Below are 16,858 nucleotides of genomic sequence, written 5' to 3'. Positions count from 1 at the left end.
GTCATCCCGGTCCTGCGCTTCGCTTGGGCCGGGATGCATGGAGCCATGCGGTGAGGGGCCCGATGCCTCTCCCCCTCGTGAATTGCACTTGAAGCTCATCTGTGGACTAAGCTTCGCTCTCTGAAACGGAGCATGTCCGTCGATGCTGATCAAACGCCGCCCTGGCTGGGAATTGCCCGAAAGCCAGGCCACTCCCGAACATATCGCCATGAACCGCCGGGCCTTTCTCGGCGGGAGCGCGGGGCTGATCGCCGGGAGTACATTGCCCCAGATCGCAGCCGCGCAAGGCGCGGATCCGACGCTCGATCTCTATCCTGCCAAGCGCAATGCGAGCTACACGCTCGACCGGCCGGTGACCGACGAGGAGCTGGCGGCGAACTACAATAATTTCTACGAATTCGGCATGTCCAAGGATGTCGTCAGTGCGGCGAAGAAGCTGCCGACGCGGCCCTGGAACATCGCGATCGACGGCATGGTCGAGAAGCCATTCGAGATCGGGTTCGACGATCTCGTCCGCAAGATGCCGCTTGAGGAGCGGCTCTATCGCTTCCGCTGCGTCGAGAGCTGGGCAATGGCCGTGCCCTGGACCGGCTTTCCGCTGAAGGCCCTGGTGGCGCTGGCGAAACCGCTCTCGAGTGCCAAATACGTCAAGTTCGAAACCTTCCTTAACCCGCGCGTCGCCTCCGGGCAGACGCAACGCTGGTATCCCTGGCCCTATACCGAGGGGCTGACTATGGCGGAGGCGAATAACGACCTGACGCTGATGGTGACGGGGATCTACGGCAAGCCACTGCCGAATCAGCATGGTGCGCCGGTTCGCCTGATCACGCCGTGGAAGTACGGCTTCAAATCGGTGAAGTCGATTGCGCGGATCAGCTTCGTCGCCGAGCGGCCCAAGACCTTCTGGGAGGCTCTGCAATCGTCGGAATACGGCTTCTGGGCCAATGTGAACCCGGAGGTGCCGCATCCACGCTGGAGCCAGGCCAGCGAGCAGGTTCTCGGTTCGCGCGAGCGTCGACCGACACTGCTCTTCAACGGCTATGGCGAGCAGGTCGCAGCGATGTACAAAGGGCTTGAAGGCGAGCGGCTCTACGTCTGAGGCCGCCGCTTCCGTCGGGAGGCGTGATGAGCCAGGGTTTCTGCCTGTTCGATACGGCAATCGGCGCCTGCGCGCTGGTCTGGAATGCCGAACGCCTGATCGGTGCGCAACTGCCGGAGCAGGATGAGGCGCGAGCCCGCCAGCGGTTGGCTCGGCGCTATCCGGAGGCTGTCGAAAGCGCTGCTCCGCCGTTCGTGCAGGATGCGATTGGCGCGATCATGGCATTGCTGCGGGGAGAGAAGCGGGATCTTGCTCACCTGCCTATCGAGATGGACGGTCTCTCGGCCTTCAACCGAAAGGTCTATGCCGTTGCCCTGAGCATCCCGCCAGGCGAAACTTTGACCTATGGCGAAGTCGCGGCGCGGATCGGAGAGCCGGGCGCAGCGCGCGCTGTTGGTGTCGCGTTGGGAGAGAATCCCTTTCCCATCATCGTGCCCTGTCACCGCGTCCTGGCGGCCAACGGCAAGACCGGCGGCTTCTCAGCCGATGGCGGGGTGGAGACCAAGCTGCGCATGCTGACGATCGAGAAGGCGCGCACCAGCGATGTGCCGAGCCTGTTCGATTCGCTGCCGCTGGAAGCGCGGCGGCGCTGAGTTTTTCTCTCAGGCGAGTTTGAGAAGCTTGCGCTTCGGCTCCTGCGCTTCGTCGAAGCGGCTCCGCGCGGCCGTGATGTCGCGCCGGTTCGCGACGACCCAATCGCTGAGCGCCTTGACGGGATAGCGCAGTGAGTGCCCGAGTTCGGTCAACTCATAATCGACGCGTGGCGGAATCGTCTGGAACTGTGTGCGCGTGACGAGGCCGTCGCGCTCCAGATTGCGCACCGTCAGCGTCAGCATGCGCTGCGAGATGCTGCCGAGCGCGCGCTTGATCTCGGTGAAGCGCTTCGGCCCTCCGCCGAGCAGATCTACGACCAGCATCGTCCACTTGTCGCCGACGCGGGACAGCATCTCGCCAACGGCGCGGCACTCGTGAGGCACATGCAGGTTCTCTGGTGACAAAATTGTGCCTCCTTGCGTGGCTTTGACACAGGCATTTATTGAGCCTCGGTCTCTTTTTGTAACCAAGGAAAACTCCCATGGCAAAGCTGAAGCTCGCCGTCATCATTGGCAGCGCACGCAAGGATTCCATCAACGGCAAGCTCGCCGTCGCGCTGTCGCGACTCGGCTCCGGCGCCTTCGAGGCGAGCGTCATCACGATCGACGATCTGCCACTCTACAATCAGGATCTCGAGGCGAACTGGCCGGCAAGCGCGACGCGCCTCAAGAACGAGATCGCGGCTGCCGACGCCGTTCTCGTCGTTACACCTGAGCATAACCGTTCGATTCCCGCGCTGCTGAAGAATGCGATCGACTGGGCGGCGCGGCCCTATGGCAAGAGTTCCTGGCGGGGCAAGGTTGTCGCCATCGCCGGCACGAGCCCGGGAGCGATCGGTGCCGCGATAGCGCAGCAGCATCTGCGGGTGATTCTTGGCAATCTTGGTGCGCTGGTTATGGGCGGCGAGGCCTATATCGGCCTGAAGCCCAATCTGGTCGACGAGGCCGGCGATGTCCCCGATGAATCGACCCGCGCCTTCCTGCAGGCCTTCATCGACCAACTCGCCGAACTTGCGGGCCTGCTCGCGCGCCGGGCTGCATAACCACGCATGAAAAAAAGGCCAGCGTCCCGAGGGAGCTGGCCTTTGAAGTTTGAAACATCCGGCGTTACCGCCAAACATCTCAGAGGGGAACGGCTGGAACGAACTCAACGCCGGGAGGAGAATGCGGAGCCCGTTCCGAACAACCGTGATTGCTATATCGGGCAGCACGTGCCGTTTTGCAATGCAGCATAGCTTGGGGCCGCTATGCGGAAACTGCATGACCTATCATTATGTGCGACAAATTTTAGCCTAAATGGCTGAAAGCATGCGTTCGCCGCAGCGCGGGATACCCGCGCTGCGCGCATAGCCGGGGCATCCGGCCGTTTAGTAGGTCCAGCGCTGGGCCTTCTGGATCAGGAAGTCGCGGAATGCCTGCACCCTGGCCACCGACTTCATCTCTTCCGGATAGACCAGATAGCTTTCGAGTTGCGGCATCTCAGTCTCGCGCATGAGCTGGACGAGGGGTGAGCCGGTCTCGATCAGATAGTCCGGCAGCACCGCGATGCCCGCGCCGCTGTCGACTGCCCGCTTCATCGCCGTGATGTTGTTCACGGTGAGATGGATCGGGCGTGGGTTGCGCTGTTCGCGGCCCAGGGTTCCGAGCCAGTGCACGGCGGTCAGATAGGACGGCGAGGTGCTGCCGAAGGACAGGAGCCGGTGATTGTCGAGATCCTCGTAGCTCTTCGGCTCACCGAAGCGCTTGATATAGGCCGGTGAGCCATAGACGTGGAAATGCACGGTGAAGAGCTTGCGCTGGATCAGGTCCGGCTGCTGCGGCTGGCGCAGGCGAATCGCGATATCGGCCTCGCGCATCGAGAGGTCGAGTTCCTCATCGGTGAGGATGAGGTCAACCTTGATGTCGGGGTAGAGATCGAGGAACTCCGCCAGCCTTGGGGTTAGCCAATGGCCGCCGAGACCGCGTGTCGCGGTGACCTTCAGCTCGCCCGATGGATGCTCGCGCGTCTCCGAAAGCTGGGCGCGCGTACGCTCCAGGCGCTGCGTCATCTCGCGTGCCGCGCGCCAGAGCAATTCGCCCTGCTCGGTGAGAATGAGCCCGCGCGTATGGCGGTGAAACAGCGGTGCACGCAGCTCACGCTCAAGCGCGCCAATCTGCCGACTAACGGCGGATTGACTCAAACCAAGTACGTCGCCAGCCTTGGTAAAGCTGCCGGATTCTGCGACGGTATAAAAAATCCTGATGCGGTCCCAATCCACCGCGTTTCCCCCGTTATGCGTTTCGTGCATGTTGGGGGGTAAAACGCAGGAACGTCAACGATTGCTTTGCCGACGGGGCCTCTTTTCACACTGAATCTCGTGAGACAACCCATCAACAATCGTGATGGGTTGTCTTTTTCGGCCTATTCGGCCGCTTCACGCTGTTCCGTGACGTTGGCGGCAAGCCATCTTTCGGCATCGAGCGCGGCCATGCAGCCCAGTCCCGCGGCCGTCACCGCCTGGCGGTAATGCTCGTCGGTGACGTCACCCGCGGCAAAAACGCCGGGGATGTTGGTCTGCGTCGTGCCGGGCGTCACGTCGAGATACCCTGATTCACGCATGGCGAGCTGCCCGGTGAAGAGTTCGGTCGACGGCTTGTGGCCGATGGCGATGAAGACACCGTCGGTCTTCAGTTCGCTCTCTGCGCCCGTCTTCAGGTTGCGGAGCTGCAGATGCGTGACTGACGGCGGCTGCGTGCCGCCGCAGATCTCGGCGATCTCGCTGTCCCAGACGACCTCGACCTTGGGATGCTTGAACAGGCGATCCTGCAACACCTTCTCGGCCCGCAGCGAATCGCGCCGGTGCACCAGGGTGACCTTCGCAGCAAGGTTGGCGAGATAGAGCGCTTCCTCGACCGCGGTATTGCCGCCGCCGACGACGACCACTTCCTTGCCGCGGAAGAAAAAGCCGTCGCAGGTGGCGCAGGCCGAGACGCCAAAGCCCTGGAAGGTCTGCTCCGAGGGGATACCCAGCCACTTCGCCTGGGCGCCGGTGGCCACGATCAGGGCATCGCAGCTATAGGTGGCGCCGCCATCACCCCAGAGCCGGAACGGGCGCTGTGACAGATCGACCTTCGAGATATGGTCGGAAACCATCTTGGTGCCCATGTGCTCGGCCTGGGCGCGCATCTGCTCCATCAGCCACGGCCCCTGAACCACGTCGGCAAAACCCGGATAGTTCTCGACATCGGTGGTGATCATCAGCTGGCCGCCAGGCTGGAAGCCCGAGATCATCACCGGTTCAAGCAGCGCGCGGGCCGCATAGATCGCGGCGGTATAGCCGGCGGGGCCCGAGCCGATGATCATTACGCGGGCATGGGTATGAGCCATGGTTTCGGTCCTTTTCGCGCAGCGTGGCGCTGCGTCCTCGTTCCGTCAGATACGGTCTCGTGCGGCGGACGCAAGCCCAGGCCCGCTCATGCTCAGGCGAGGCCGAGTTCGGCGCGGTGCCGCAACCAAGCCTGTCGCACCGCTTCCGCGATGACGCCGGTGGAGTCTATGGGGTCATAGCGGGTGCCATCAAGCCGTCCCTCGAAATGATGCACAACGCCTTGCCGCTTCAGCGCCTCGAGGAAGCGAGCGAATTTGCTGTGGCCGCCATGCGGCTCGAAGACGAGGAGGGGGGCGCCGGTGGCTGCAGCCTCGCCGACGATATTGGTCGAGTCTGCGGTGACGACCACGGTATCGGCATTGGCGAGCAGCGGCACATAGGGATTGGCGCCCGTGCCATCCCACCACCAGCCGCCATGGCGCGCGAAGACCTCGGCAATGGCCTTGTCGAGCGCATCCGGCGTACGTCGCGAGCGCGAGCCCATCAGGGCAACGCCCGAGCCCGCGAGCGCATCGAGTGCGTTCGCGAAACGGACGATGTCATCGGGCTGGAAGCTATGATGCCGGCTGTCGCCGCCCACCATGACCGCAGCGCGCGGTCGGGGCAGGGCGGCGATGGCCGGCGGCGGGCTCTGCCTGGCCTGAGCGAGCTGGCCGGGGGAGAGCCGGTGCGGCGATGTCACGGTGACGAGCACGTTTGGGCCACGCAGGCGATCATGCTCGGAGACCCAGATCAGGTCGGCTGCTCCGGCTCCGATCCTCGGATCCTTGAGAAAGACGGTGAAGGTCCTGCCCTTCGAGGCCTTCTTGACCGCACGCAAATAGGCGGCGGCACGCCGGCCCGAAGCGACGACGATATCGGGGAAAGGCGGGCGGATCGGGCTTTGAGGTCTGTGGGAGGCCTCGCGAGGATCGATCGGCCCGCGCGGCATCAGCCAGCTCCAGGGGCGACCGGGGGCGATGTGCCGGATCTCTGGGGTGATGCCGAGCCGTTCGGCGACGCCAAGGCACTGTATCTCGTCGCCAGCCTTGCCGTCGGTGAGGACCCAGATCGTCGGGATCGGTTCAACTGGCAAGAGCAGGCTCCGCGGCAGTGGTTGGGACGCCTTGTATCGCGTGGGAGCTGCGTCTACACCAGCGCGACTTTGCTCTGGGGATCTGTGTGCGTTCCAAACTCGACGAAATCGATCTGCGTATCCTGCGCGAATTACAGGCCGACGGGCGCATGACCAATGTCGAGTTGGCGAGCCGGGTCGGCATCTCGCCGCCGCCCTGCCTCCGGCGTGTCCGGGCACTCGAGGAAGCGGGGCTGATCACCGGCTATCGGGCGCAACTCGATGAGCGCAAGCTCGGGATCGAGGTCGTCTGCTTTGCCTTCGTGCATCTCGCCAGCCAGGCCGAGGCCGATCTCGCGATATTCCAGGAGCGCATCCGCAAGTGGGGTGCCGTGCGCGAATGCTGGACGCTCTCGGGCGACATCGATTTCATCCTGAAATGCGTGGCGCCTGACCTGAAGGCGTTTCAGGACTTCGTCGGAGAGCTGACTGCGCTGCCGAATGTCCGCAATGTGCGCACGGCCCTGGCGCTTGACCGCGTCAAGGACGAGCCGATCGTACCGTTCGGCTAGAGCATGCTGCGAAAAAGTGGCAACGGCTTTTCGCATCACGCATGCTCTAAACTATGAGAATCGATCACGCTGCGTTTGGACGATTTCGTCCAAGCGCAGCGTGATCTAGCGGGGGCCGGATGCAGATCGCGATCCGCAAGGCGGGCATCGAGCATCTGCCGTCCATCCTGGCGCTCTATGCGCAATTGAATCGCGATGACCCGCGCCCGAATGCCGAAATGGCCGCCGAGACCTGGCACCGGATCCTGGGCAGCGACCTGATCACGGTTCACATCGCCGAATTGGGCGGAGCCGCCATCGCAAGTTGCGTGATCGTGGTCGTGCCGAATCTCACCCGGAACCTCAGCCCCTTTGCGCTGATCGAGAATGTCGTCGCGGACGCGCGGTTTCGGGGCCAGGGGCTTGGAAAGCGGGTCATCGGCGCCGCTGTCGAGCAGGCCTGTTCGGCAGGATGCTACAAGGTCATGCTGCAGACGGGGCGAAAGGACGAAGCGGTGCTCGGTTTCTACGAGGCCTGCGGGTTCTCGCGCAGCAAGACCGCCTTCGAGATCAGGCGGCCCGCGGCTCATTCGCCGACATAGCGTCTGATCCAGGCGGCGTTGGTCCGGACCAGGGCCGCGAGCCGGCGCTTGTCGAAGCCGGGCTCGAACCAGGCGCCTCCGGATGAGGCTGATGAAGACGAAACGATCGGGTAGCTTGCGATAACCCGTCCATCGGCAGCGATCAGCCGGGCTTCGGATTCCATTCCGTCCACAGTGCCGCCGGTTTCCTCCGCGTCGCCGCCCGAATAGCTCGGCATGTTGATGCGAAGCACCGAGACGACAAGCGTCGAGCCCGCGCGGCCGCTGCCGGCAAGTTCGCGTTCCAGCTCTGCCTTCACAAGGGCGGCGTTGGGACCCCAGCCCTGTTGAACAAGGTGGGAAACATCGACGCGCACGCCGCCTGCGGCCGCCTGGACCGAGACAGCGAACAAGGCAGAGGCAGTGCCGCCGAGTGCGGCGGCCAATACGGCGCGACGATTCAGCATGGCTCTCTCCTGTCGGACAGGGACATCGTACTGCATTCCGCAGGGGCGCAACTGAAGCAATGAACTACGCCGCCACCGAGTGCGGCGCCATACGCGGCAACGACAATCCCAGCCGTGTGAACGAGATCAGCCGGCCACGTAACGTTTGATCCAAGCGACGTTGTTCTGGATCAGGCTGACGATGCGGCGCTGATCGATATCCTGCAGATACCAGGGACCCGAATAGCTGGCGGAAATCGTCGAGAGCACCGGATAGGACGCAAGCACGCGATTGCCTGCGCCGACCAGGACCGCCTCACTGTCGAGATTGTCGTTGTTCTGGCCGCCGCCACCGCCCCAACGGCCGCCGCCATTGCCAGCGTAACTCGTCAGGTAAATGCCGCGGACCTTGACGACGAGAACCGGCCCTCCGCGCTGGATGGCGCCGGCAAAGGCGGTCCGAAGTTCCCGTTCCATGCCGGCTTTGATCGTGCCGGCATTGGCCCCCCAGCCTTGCTCGACGAGGCGGGAGACATCGACATGGATGCCGCCGATCGGACCTTGCGCCTGGGCAAGCGCCGATGCGGCTCCAAGCGGCGACGACGCGAGCGCCGTGGCCGCCAATGATGACATGAGAAACGCGCGACGGGTGGTCATGACTGTATCTCCCGATGCCAATGCATCACCGACGAGATAATCGTCCGGGGGCATCAATTCTATGCCCCCGGAGGCCTCAGCGGAAGCTGACGCTCACGACTTCGTAGGACTTGCCGCCGCCGGGGGTGTTGACCTGCACGGAATCGCCGACCTTCTTGCCGATCAGGGCGCGCGCGATCGGCGAGCCGATCGAGACCTTGCCGGAGCGGACGTCGGATTCCGGCTCGCCGACGATCTGATAGATCTTGGCTTCCTCGGTGTCGTCGTCGATCAGATGGACGGTCGCGCCGAATTTGATCGTGTCGCCGCCGAGCTTGGTGACATCGATGATGTCCGCCCGCCCAATCAGCGATTCCAGCTCCAGGATCCGACCCTCATTGAGGGACTGTGCCTCCTTGGCCGCATGATACTCGGCATTCTCGGAGAGATCGCCAAGTGCGCGCGCTTCCGAGATCGCAGCGATGATGCGTTGACGTTCGACCTGCTGGCGTTGCTTCAGCTCGACCTCGAGGGCGGCAAATCCGCCCACCGTCATAGGAACCTTATCCATCTTCTCGTCCCAATTCCGAAAGCCAGAACCCGCCGGCCGCGTCCCCCGCGGCCTGCGTTCAGCTTCCGATCGTTTTCAGAACTGCTTCGGCCGCGCGGCCGTTCAGGCGGCGCGGACGAAGTAGGATTGCAGCGATCGTACTTCGAGATCGCCGCTGCAATAGGCCTTGATGCCCTCGGCAGCCGCGATCGCTCCGGCCAAGGTGGTATAATAGGGCACCTTGTGCAAGAGGGCGGTGCGGCGCAACGAGCGTGAATCCGCGAGTGCCTGTGGGCCGTCCGTCGTGTTGAAGACGAGCTGGATCTCGCCGTTCTTGATTGCGTCGACGACGTGCGGCCGGCCTTCCAGAACCTTGTTGATCTTGGCGGCTGGAATGCCTTCCTCCTGCAACAGGCGCAGCGTTCCACCGGTGGCAAGGATGCGGAAGCCGAGATCGGACAGGATGCGCATGGAGGGCACGATGCGCGGCTTGTCCGCGTCGCGCACCGAGACGAACACAGTCCCCTTGATCGGTACCTTGGAACCTGCACCGAGCTGGCTCTTGGCGAAGGCGATGTCGAAGGAACGATCGAGGCCGATGACCTCGCCGGTCGAGCGCATCTCCGGACCGAGCAGCACGTCGACGCCGGGGAAGCGCGCGAAGGGGAAGACCGCTTCCTTGACGCCGACATGGGTCAGAGCAGCGGGCTTCAGCCCGAAGCTCGCGAGGCTCTCGCCGGCCATGATGCGCGCTGCGATCTTGGCGATCGGTTCGCCGATGACCTTGGCGACGAAGGGCACCGTGCGCGAGGCGCGCGGGTTGACCTCGAGGACATAGATGACGCCGTCCTTGATGGCGTATTGCACGTTCATCAGCCCACCGACATCGAGCGCCAGCGCCATGGCCTTGGTCTGGCGCTCGAGCTCAGCGATGGTCGCCAGCGAGAGTGAACGGGGCGGCAGCGAGCAGGCCGAATCGCCCGAGTGGATACCGGCCTCCTCGATATGCTCCATGATGCCGGCGATGAAGGCGTCCTTGCCGTCGCTGAGGCAGTCGACATCGACCTCGATCGCGTCCGAGAGGTAGCGGTCGAACAGCAGTGGGTTCTTGCCGAGCACCGTGTTGATCTGGCCGGTCTTGTCGTTCGGGTATTTCGCCTTCACCTCGGACGGGATCAGGCTCGGAAGCGTGCCGAGCAGATAGTCCTCGAACTGCGGCTCGTCGCGGATGATCGCCATGGCACGACCGCCGAGCACATAGGACGGACGCACGACGAAGGGCAGGCCGAGCTCGGCCGCGATCATGCGCGCCTGTTCGACTGAATAGGCGATGCCGTTCTTGGGCTGCTTCAGATGCAGCTTGTCGAGCAGGCGCTTGAAGCGGTCGCGGTCCTCGGCGAGGTCGATCATGTCGGGCGAGGTGCCCAGGATCGGGATGCCGGCCTCTTCGAGCGCATTCGCCAGTTTCAACGGGGTCTGGCCGCCGAACTGGACGATGACGCCATGCAGCGTGCCGCTGCGCTTCTCGGTCTCGAGGATCTCGAGCACGTCCTCGGCGGTCAACGGTTCGAAATAGAGTCGGTCGGAGGTGTCGTAGTCGGTCGAAACCGTCTCCGGGTTGCAGTTGACCATGATGGTCTCATAGCCGGCATCGCGCAGCGCGTAGCAGGCGTGGCAGCAGCAATAGTCGAACTCGATGCCCTGGCCGATGCGGTTCGGGCCGCCGCCGAGGATGACCACCTTCTTGCGGTCGGACGGGTTGGCCTCGTCAGCCGGCATGCCGGCGAAGGGCATGGCATAGGTCGAGTACATATAGGCGGTCGGTGAGGCGAACTCAGCGGCGCAGGTGTCGATCCGCTTGAAGACCGGCCGCACTTCGAGCGCATGTCGGCGCTGGGTCACCTCGGCCTCGGTCAGGTTCGCGAGCGCAGCGAGGCGCTTGTCCGAGAAGCCCATCGCCTTGATCTGGCGGAAGGCGCCGGGCGTCGTCGGCAGGCCGTACTTGCGCACCTTGTCCTCGGTCTCGACCAGCCCACGCATCTGCTCGAGGAACCAAGGATCGATCTTGCAGCTTTCGTGGATCTGCTCGTCGGTGAAGCCGAAGCGCATCGCTTGGGCCACCTGCAGCAGACGGTCTGGCGTCGGCGAGGAGAGGGCGGCCTTGATCGCGTTCTTGTCGTCGCCCTGGCCCAGACCTTCGATTTCGATCTCATCGAGGCCGTCGAGTCCGGTCTCCAGCGAGCGCAGCGCCTTCTGCAGCGATTCCTGGAAGGTGCGGCCGATCGCCATCGCTTCGCCGACCGACTTCATTGCGGTCGTCAGGGTCGGCTCGGCGCCGGGGAATTTCTCGAAGGCGAAACGCGGGATCTTGGTGACGACATAGTCGATCGTCGGCTCGAACGAGGCCGGCGTCGCGCCGCCGGTAATGTCGTTCTCGATTTCGTCGAGCGTGTAACCGACGGCAAGGCGCGCGGCGACCTTGGCGATCGGGAAGCCGGTCGCCTTGGAGGCCAGCGCCGAGGAGCGCGAGACGCGCGGGTTCATCTCGATGACGATCATCCGGCCGGTGGCAGGATCGACCGCGAACTGCACGTTCGAGCCACCGGTCTCGACGCCGATCTCGCGCAGCACCGCCAGCGAGGCGTCGCGCATGATCTGATATTCCTTGTCGGTCAGCGTGAGCGCCGGGGCGATGGTGATCGAATCACCGGTATGGACGCCCATCGGATCGATGTTCTCGATCGAGCAGACGATGATGCAGTTGTCCGCCTTGTCGCGGACGACCTCCATCTCGTACTCCTTCCAGCCGAGCACGCTCTCTTCGATCAGCACTTCGCTGGTCGGCGAAGCGTCCATGCCGCGCTCGCAGATCTCGATGAATTCGCCCTTGTTGTAGGCGATGCCGCCGCCTGTTCCACCCATGGTGAAGGAGGGGCGGATGATTGCCGGCAGACCGATGTCGTCAAGCGCCTCGAGGGCTTGGCCGAGCGTCCTGACATGGTGCGAGCGCGGCGTATCGAGACCGATCTTGGTCATCGCCTCGCGGAACAGCTCGCGGTCCTCGGCCTTGTCGATGGCTTCGGCGGTGGCGCCGATCATCTCGATATCGAATTTCTCGAGTACGCCCATCTTCTTGAGCGAAAGCGCGCAGTTCAGTGCCGTCTGGCCGCCCATGGTCGGCAGCAGCGCAAAACCGCCGGGCAGGACGTTGCGCTCCTTCTCGATGATCTTGGCGACGATCTCGGGCGTGATCGGCTCGACATAGGTGGCATCCGCGAGGTCCGGATCCGTCATGATCGTGGCCGGATTCGAATTGACCAGGACGATGCGGTAGCCCTCGGCCTTCAGTGTCTTGCAGGCCTGGGTTCCGGAATAGTCGAACTCGCAGGCCTGGCCGATGATGATCGGGCCGGCGCCGATGATGAGGATCGTCTTGATGTCTGTGCGCTTGGGCATGGGTCCGGCCAGTGCTTGTGCGGGCGCGCGCCGGACGGATCCCCGTCCGCGAGGAAAGGGGAGTCAGCGAGCGCCTGAATGAATGCTAGGCGCTCGCTATAGAGGGAGGTTGCCGCGGAAGGAAGGGAAAAGCGCGCTTACCTCTCTTCAACGCACAGACGTCGCCACAGGGACCCTGCCGATTTCCAGTTCGCGACGCGCGGTCCGGCGTCGCCGGATGGAGATCCAAAGCAGGGTAAGTGCACCGATCTCGCACATCGCGCCGACGAAACCGAGTTGCCATGAGGCGCCGTGGCGCAGGGTCTGCTGGCCCAATGCCGAGCCGGCGGCGATGCCGATATAGAGCGCGGATGCATTGAGCGAGAGCGCGACGACGGTCGCGTCGGGCGCCATCGCGGCGAGCCTCGACATCTGCGAGGGGTGCCCGGCCCAGCCGGCCATGCTCCAGACGAAGAGGATCGCCGGAGCGACGAAGACGGCCGCCGCGGGGGGCAGCGTGATCGCCATGAGCGAGGCGGAGGCGAGCGCCAATGCGAGCACCGTGAGGACGAGGGTGAGGGTGCGCTCCGGGCCGAAGCGGTCGCTCGCCATTCCACCAGCCTGGTTGCCGATGGCCGAACCGATGCCGGAGACGATCAGGGCGGCGCTGAGCCAGGGGCCGCTGATGCCGGCATGGGTCGCGAGGAAGGGCGCGACATAGGTGTAGAGCGTGAAGGCGCCGGTGGTCCAAAGCGCGGTGGTGCCGAGCGCCAGCAGCACATCGGCGCGGCGAGCGACCTGCAGGCGCTCGCCGAGCGAATTGGCGCCGCGCGGCAGGTCGTCAGGCAGGTTCAGGAGCAGCCCGGCGACGCCAAGGGCGCCAATGAACGCGACCAGGAGGAAGGCGAGATGCCAGCCGCCATAGGAGGTGATGGCGGTGCCGAGCGGGACGCCGAGAATCAGCGAAACCGTCATGCCGCCCGTGACCAGCGCGATAGCCCGGCCACGCCGCTCCGGTAAGACCAGCGCGACCGCGACCGCGTTGGCCGACGGCATGAAGACGCCGGCCGCGAGCGCCATGGCGATGCGCGCGACCATCAGCCAGGCGAAGCTCGCCGCGAAAGCGGCAAGCAGATTGGCAAGGGCGAAGACGCTGAGCGAGCCGGCGAGGACCATCCGGCGGTCGACGTCGCCCAGCAGGGTGGAAAGGACCGGGGAGCCTAATGCATAGGCGACGGCGAAGATCGAGATCAGCAAGCCGGCCGTATCGATCGAGGTGCCGAAGGCGGCCGCCAGATTCGGCAGGATGCCGGTGATCATCAGGCTTCCCGTGCCGATGACGAAGGCGCCGCCGGCGAGCCAGACGAGACGCGTGTCCATTGGACATTCCTTCAAAATTTCAATGATCGTTGAATTTAAGATCGTGTTCGATCTGCCGTCAATCTTAATTTCAATGAACGTTGAATATTGTCAGGAGTGCCGCAATCTCCTATGTCCGGGGCATGAAGCCGATCTTTCATCCCGACATGGACGGCATTGACGCAGCGACGGTCTTTGGCGCGCTTGCCGATCCGACGCGGCTCGCCATCGTCCTGGCGCTGGCCGACTCCGAGGAGTTCGAGGCGCGCTGCGGAAGTTTTACGGATTTCGCCTCCCCCTCGCTGCTGGCCTATCATTTCGCCAAGCTGCGCGAGGCGGGCATAACCCGGGCCCGGGCGGAGGGCACGTCCCGCTTCATCAGCCTGCGGCGCGGAGAACTCGACGGCCGCTTCCCCGGGCTGCTCGACAGCATCATTGCGACGGCGCGGCGCGATCCGTCGCTTCCCCGGTTTTCCGAAGACAAGCTGCTCGCTCCGTAGGGGGCATCAGCCCATCCCGGTCGAAACCGGCTTGCCAATGTTTCGCATCGCTGTTTATGTTATGTTGTAACATAACATAATGGATGCCGAATGGATTCCCGCCTTCCCGTCACCGTGCTCTCCGGCTTTCTCGGGGCCGGCAAGACCACGCTCCTCAATCACGTCCTCAACAATCGGGAAGGCCGCAAGGTTGCGGTCATCGTCAATGACATGAGCGAGGTGAATATCGACGCCGATCTGGTGCGGGAGGGCGGGGGCAAGCTCTCGCGCACCGACGAGAAGCTGGTCGAGATGAGCAATGGCTGCATCTGCTGCACCTTGCGTGATGACCTGCTCGCCGAAGTGCGTCGCCTCGCCGGGGAAGGACGCTTCGACTACCTGCTGATCGAAGGCACCGGCATTGCCGAGCCCTTGCCGATCGCCGCGACCTTCGAGTTTCGCGACGAGGATGGCGCCAGCCTCTCCGATCTCGCGCGGCTCGATACGATGGTGACCGTCGTCGATGCCATCAACCTGATGAAGGATTATGGCTCGCGCGACTTCCTGCGTGAGCGCGGCGAGACGGCGGGCGAGGACGACGAGCGCACCCTGGTCGATCTCCTGGTCGAGCAGATCGAGTTCGCCGATGTCGTCGTCCTGAACAAGGTGTCGGATGTCGCGCCGGAAGAGCGCGATCTGGTGCGCAAGATCATCCGGGCGCTCAATCCCGATGCAAAGCTGGTCGAAACCGATTTCGGGCGTGCTCCGCTCGCAGCGATCCTCGATACGGGCCTGTTCGACCATGAGAAGGCGGAGCAGCATCCGCTCTGGTACAAGGAGCTCCATGGCCGCCGGGATCATGTTCCGGAAACCGAGGAGTATGGCATCTCCTCCTTCGTCTACCGCGCCCGGCGGCCATTCCATCCGGAGCGGTTCGACGCCTTCCTGGCGCGCGACTGGGACGGCCTGATCCGTGCCAAGGGCCATTTCTGGCTGGCGACCCGGCCGGAATGGGTCGGCGAGATGAGCCTTGCTGGCAGCGTCTGCCGAACCGAGGCGATGGGGTTCTGGTGGGCGTCCGTGCCGCGCAGCCGCTGGCCCGACCATCCCGAATGGAACGCAATCCTGAACCGACACTGGCATTCGGTCTGGGGCGACCGGCGGCAGGAGCTGGTCTTCATTGGCTCGGGCATGGACCAGCAGGCCATCGCCAGCGCGCTCGACGCCTGCCTGCTCGGCGAGACGCCGACCATCAGCTTCAAACCGGAACGCTACCGCGACCTGCCTGACCCATTTCCGGTCTGGCGCCGGGCCGCTGCGGCCTGAGAGATCCGGTCCGCATACCGGCGGACCTTTGCCCTTCGTTCACAGGAGACAACGATGCGTTTTCAGTTCGCAGCGGGAGCTGCGCTTACCCTTGTTCTCGCCGCAGCTGCGGCCTCTGCCCATGATCACGCCACCTTGCGTGGCCGGCTCGTCTTTGCAGATCACGAGAAGCCGGTCGTGCGCGTGCTCGACCTCGACTCCGGCGAGGTGACGCATAGCTTCGATGTGCCGAAACCCAACCCGTCCTTCGCCAGCGCCGAGGGCGGCCGTTTCATCGTCATCAAGACAGGCGACGAGGTTGGCACCATCCGCTTCCTCGATAGCGGACTGCGCTATGAATCTCATGGCGATCACGTCGATGTCGACAAGGGGCCGGTCAGGCTGCTCGACTTCGCCGTGAAGGGCGACCGCCCGGCCCATGTCGTTTCCAGGCATGGGCAGATTGCGCTGTTCTTCGACGGAGACAGGCCCTGGGAGCGCAAGAGCGAGCCGAAGGCGGTGCTGGTCGATCTCAAGAGCCTGGATGGCAAGTCTCCCGTCAGCAAGATATGGCCAAGCCCGGCGCCGCAGCACGGCATTGCCATTCCGCTCGGGCGCCGGCAGTGGCTGATGTCGGTGCCGAATGCGATCTACGCCAAGGGCGAGGACCGCAGCGCCTCGTCTCGGCCGGACGGCTTTGAAATCCTCGAGCGCGGCAAGGGCTGGAAGCGGGTCGCAAGCTTCAACGATCCTGCACGCACTGACGCCTCCTGCAAGCTCTTCCACGGTTATGCCGAGAGCAAGGGGCGCCACGTCTTCGGCTGCAATGACGGGGTGGATGGCGGCGTTCTCGTCCTCGCCCGGGATACGTCCGGGCGCTGGACTGCGCGCAAGATCGCCTATCCCGACGAGCGGCGCGTCAGTGCCATCAAGGCGCGCACGGGCGCGCGCTATGCCGTCGCCAATTACGGGCTGAAGGGGCCATACAATGCGCTTCTGCGGATCGACCCTGCCGCAACCTTGCTCTCGGTCGCGGATGTCCTGCCGGTGCCAGGCGGTCAGCCAGCCTGCCAGTTCGATCTCGACGCCGGTGGCGACCGCCTGGCGAACCTCACACCGGACGGCAAGCTCCGCGTCTATGAAATCGCGCCGGCCTGGCGAGAACTCGCCAGCTTCGACGCGGTACCCGCCTTCGATTGCCAGTACGGCGCGAAATCGCCGACGCCGAGCCTGGGCATCGTCGGGAACAGCGCCTTCGTCAGCGATCCCACGAGCGGTCGTATCAGGGAGTTTCATTTGGATACGCTGAAGCAGGGGCTCGACATGCCGGTCGGCGGGATGCCCGCCAATCTCGCCGGCGGTGGCGATGCCGGCTGAAGGGCTGCGCGGAGCGTTCCGGTCG

17 protein-coding genes are annotated in these 16,858 nt (G+C 64.2%); 8 read left to right on the top strand and 9 right to left on the bottom strand.

Annotated features, from left to right (window positions below; all coding sequences use genetic code 11):
* Positions 1 to 142: 142 nt before the first annotated feature.
* A complete protein-coding gene (gene msrP / locus AC1DIO_RS02930; protein ID WP_441505261.1) occupies positions 143 to 1,099 on the top strand; it encodes a protein-methionine-sulfoxide reductase catalytic subunit MsrP in 957 nt (318 codons plus the stop codon).
* A gap of 26 nt (positions 1,100 to 1,125) precedes the next feature.
* A complete protein-coding gene (locus tag AC1DIO_RS02925) occupies positions 1,126 to 1,692 on the top strand; it encodes a methylated-DNA--[protein]-cysteine S-methyltransferase (RefSeq protein WP_441505262.1) in 567 nt (188 codons plus the stop codon).
* Positions 1,693 to 1,701: 9 nt separating this feature from the next.
* Here the strand turns inward: AC1DIO_RS02925 and AC1DIO_RS02920 are convergent, their stop codons facing one another.
* Positions 1,702 to 2,046 carry a winged helix-turn-helix transcriptional regulator gene (locus tag AC1DIO_RS02920; protein ID WP_441505367.1) on the bottom strand — a complete coding sequence of 115 codons (345 nt, stop codon included), beginning with the start codon at positions 2,044 to 2,046 and terminating at the stop codon, positions 1,702 to 1,704.
* A 128-nt stretch (positions 2,047 to 2,174) separates the two neighbouring features.
* Here AC1DIO_RS02920 and AC1DIO_RS02915 point away from each other — a divergent pair, with 128 nt between their 5' ends.
* Positions 2,175 to 2,735 (top strand): NADPH-dependent FMN reductase, encoded by a 561-nt coding sequence (locus AC1DIO_RS02915; protein WP_441489416.1) that lies wholly within the window; start codon positions 2,175 to 2,177, stop codon positions 2,733 to 2,735.
* A gap of 324 nt (positions 2,736 to 3,059) precedes the next feature.
* Here AC1DIO_RS02915 and AC1DIO_RS02910 read toward each other — a convergent pair whose 3' ends face one another.
* The 3 genes from AC1DIO_RS02910 to AC1DIO_RS02900 form a co-directional block, all read right to left on the bottom strand.
* Positions 3,060 to 3,950 (bottom strand): LysR family transcriptional regulator, encoded by an 891-nt coding sequence (locus AC1DIO_RS02910; RefSeq protein ID WP_043233503.1) that lies wholly within the window; start codon positions 3,948 to 3,950, stop codon positions 3,060 to 3,062.
* Between the two features lie 143 nt (positions 3,951 to 4,093).
* Positions 4,094 to 5,059 carry a thioredoxin-disulfide reductase gene (trxB, locus tag AC1DIO_RS02905; protein ID WP_069879715.1) on the bottom strand — a complete coding sequence of 322 codons (966 nt, stop codon included), beginning with the start codon at positions 5,057 to 5,059 and terminating at the stop codon, positions 4,094 to 4,096.
* Between the two features lie 92 nt (positions 5,060 to 5,151).
* Positions 5,152 to 6,135, bottom strand: a complete 984-nt coding sequence (locus tag AC1DIO_RS02900) for a mitochondrial fission ELM1 family protein (RefSeq protein WP_441505263.1) — start codon at positions 6,133 to 6,135, stop codon at positions 5,152 to 5,154.
* Between the two features lie 86 nt (positions 6,136 to 6,221).
* On the opposite strand from AC1DIO_RS02900, the gene AC1DIO_RS02895 reads away from it, so the two are divergent.
* A complete protein-coding gene (locus tag AC1DIO_RS02895) occupies positions 6,222 to 6,686 on the top strand; it encodes an Lrp/AsnC family transcriptional regulator (protein ID WP_441489413.1) in 465 nt (154 codons plus the stop codon).
* A gap of 119 nt (positions 6,687 to 6,805) precedes the next feature.
* The gene (locus tag AC1DIO_RS02890; protein WP_441505264.1) at positions 6,806 to 7,267 is read left to right on the top strand and encodes a GNAT family N-acetyltransferase; all 462 of its coding nucleotides are present in this window, start codon (positions 6,806 to 6,808) and stop codon (positions 7,265 to 7,267) included.
* On the opposite strand, the gene AC1DIO_RS02885 is transcribed toward AC1DIO_RS02890, so the two are convergent.
* The 5 genes from AC1DIO_RS02885 to AC1DIO_RS02865 all read right to left on the bottom strand — a co-directional run bounded on the left by AC1DIO_RS02885 (position 7,252) and on the right by AC1DIO_RS02865 (position 13,693).
* Positions 7,252 to 7,713: a hypothetical protein gene (locus AC1DIO_RS02885; protein WP_441489411.1), complete on the bottom strand. Its 462-nt coding sequence runs from the start codon at positions 7,711 to 7,713 to the stop codon at positions 7,252 to 7,254. The genes AC1DIO_RS02890 and AC1DIO_RS02885 overlap by 16 nt on opposite strands.
* Before the next feature lie 126 nt (positions 7,714 to 7,839).
* Entirely contained in the window at positions 7,840 to 8,349 is a 510-nt protein-coding gene (locus tag AC1DIO_RS02880) for a hypothetical protein (RefSeq protein ID WP_441489410.1), read from the bottom strand.
* Between the two features lie 76 nt (positions 8,350 to 8,425).
* Positions 8,426 to 8,899, bottom strand: coding sequence for a transcription elongation factor GreA (gene greA / locus AC1DIO_RS02875; protein ID WP_113513985.1), 474 nt, complete (start codon positions 8,897 to 8,899; stop codon positions 8,426 to 8,428).
* A gap of 102 nt (positions 8,900 to 9,001) precedes the next feature.
* Complete coding sequence (gene carB / locus AC1DIO_RS02870; RefSeq protein WP_441489409.1) at positions 9,002 to 12,334, bottom strand: carbamoyl-phosphate synthase large subunit; 3,333 nt, start codon at positions 12,332 to 12,334, stop codon at positions 9,002 to 9,004.
* 147 nt (positions 12,335 to 12,481) lie between these two features.
* Complete coding sequence (locus AC1DIO_RS02865) at positions 12,482 to 13,693, bottom strand: MFS transporter (protein WP_441505265.1); 1,212 nt, start codon at positions 13,691 to 13,693, stop codon at positions 12,482 to 12,484.
* A gap of 122 nt (positions 13,694 to 13,815) precedes the next feature.
* Here AC1DIO_RS02865 and AC1DIO_RS02860 point away from each other — a divergent pair, with 122 nt between their 5' ends.
* The 3 genes from AC1DIO_RS02860 (at position 13,816) to AC1DIO_RS02850 (ending at position 16,833) form a co-directional block, all read left to right on the top strand.
* Positions 13,816 to 14,172, top strand: coding sequence for an ArsR/SmtB family transcription factor (locus tag AC1DIO_RS02860; RefSeq protein ID WP_476768557.1), 357 nt, complete (start codon positions 13,816 to 13,818; stop codon positions 14,170 to 14,172).
* Positions 14,173 to 14,262: 90 nt separating this feature from the next.
* Positions 14,263 to 15,477 carry a zinc metallochaperone GTPase ZigA gene (gene zigA, locus AC1DIO_RS02855; protein WP_441505267.1) on the top strand — a complete coding sequence of 405 codons (1,215 nt, stop codon included), beginning with the start codon at positions 14,263 to 14,265 and terminating at the stop codon, positions 15,475 to 15,477.
* A gap of 54 nt (positions 15,478 to 15,531) precedes the next feature.
* Positions 15,532 to 16,833, top strand: a complete 1,302-nt coding sequence (locus tag AC1DIO_RS02850) for a hypothetical protein (protein WP_441489405.1) — start codon at positions 15,532 to 15,534, stop codon at positions 16,831 to 16,833.
* The last annotated feature ends 25 nt before the right edge of the window (positions 16,834 to 16,858 follow it).

It is taken from the genome of Allobosea sp. 05T439 (assembly GCF_056396005.1).
The sequence above is the reverse complement of the archived record's forward strand: the minus strand, read 5'-3'. Positions and strand labels throughout refer to the sequence as shown.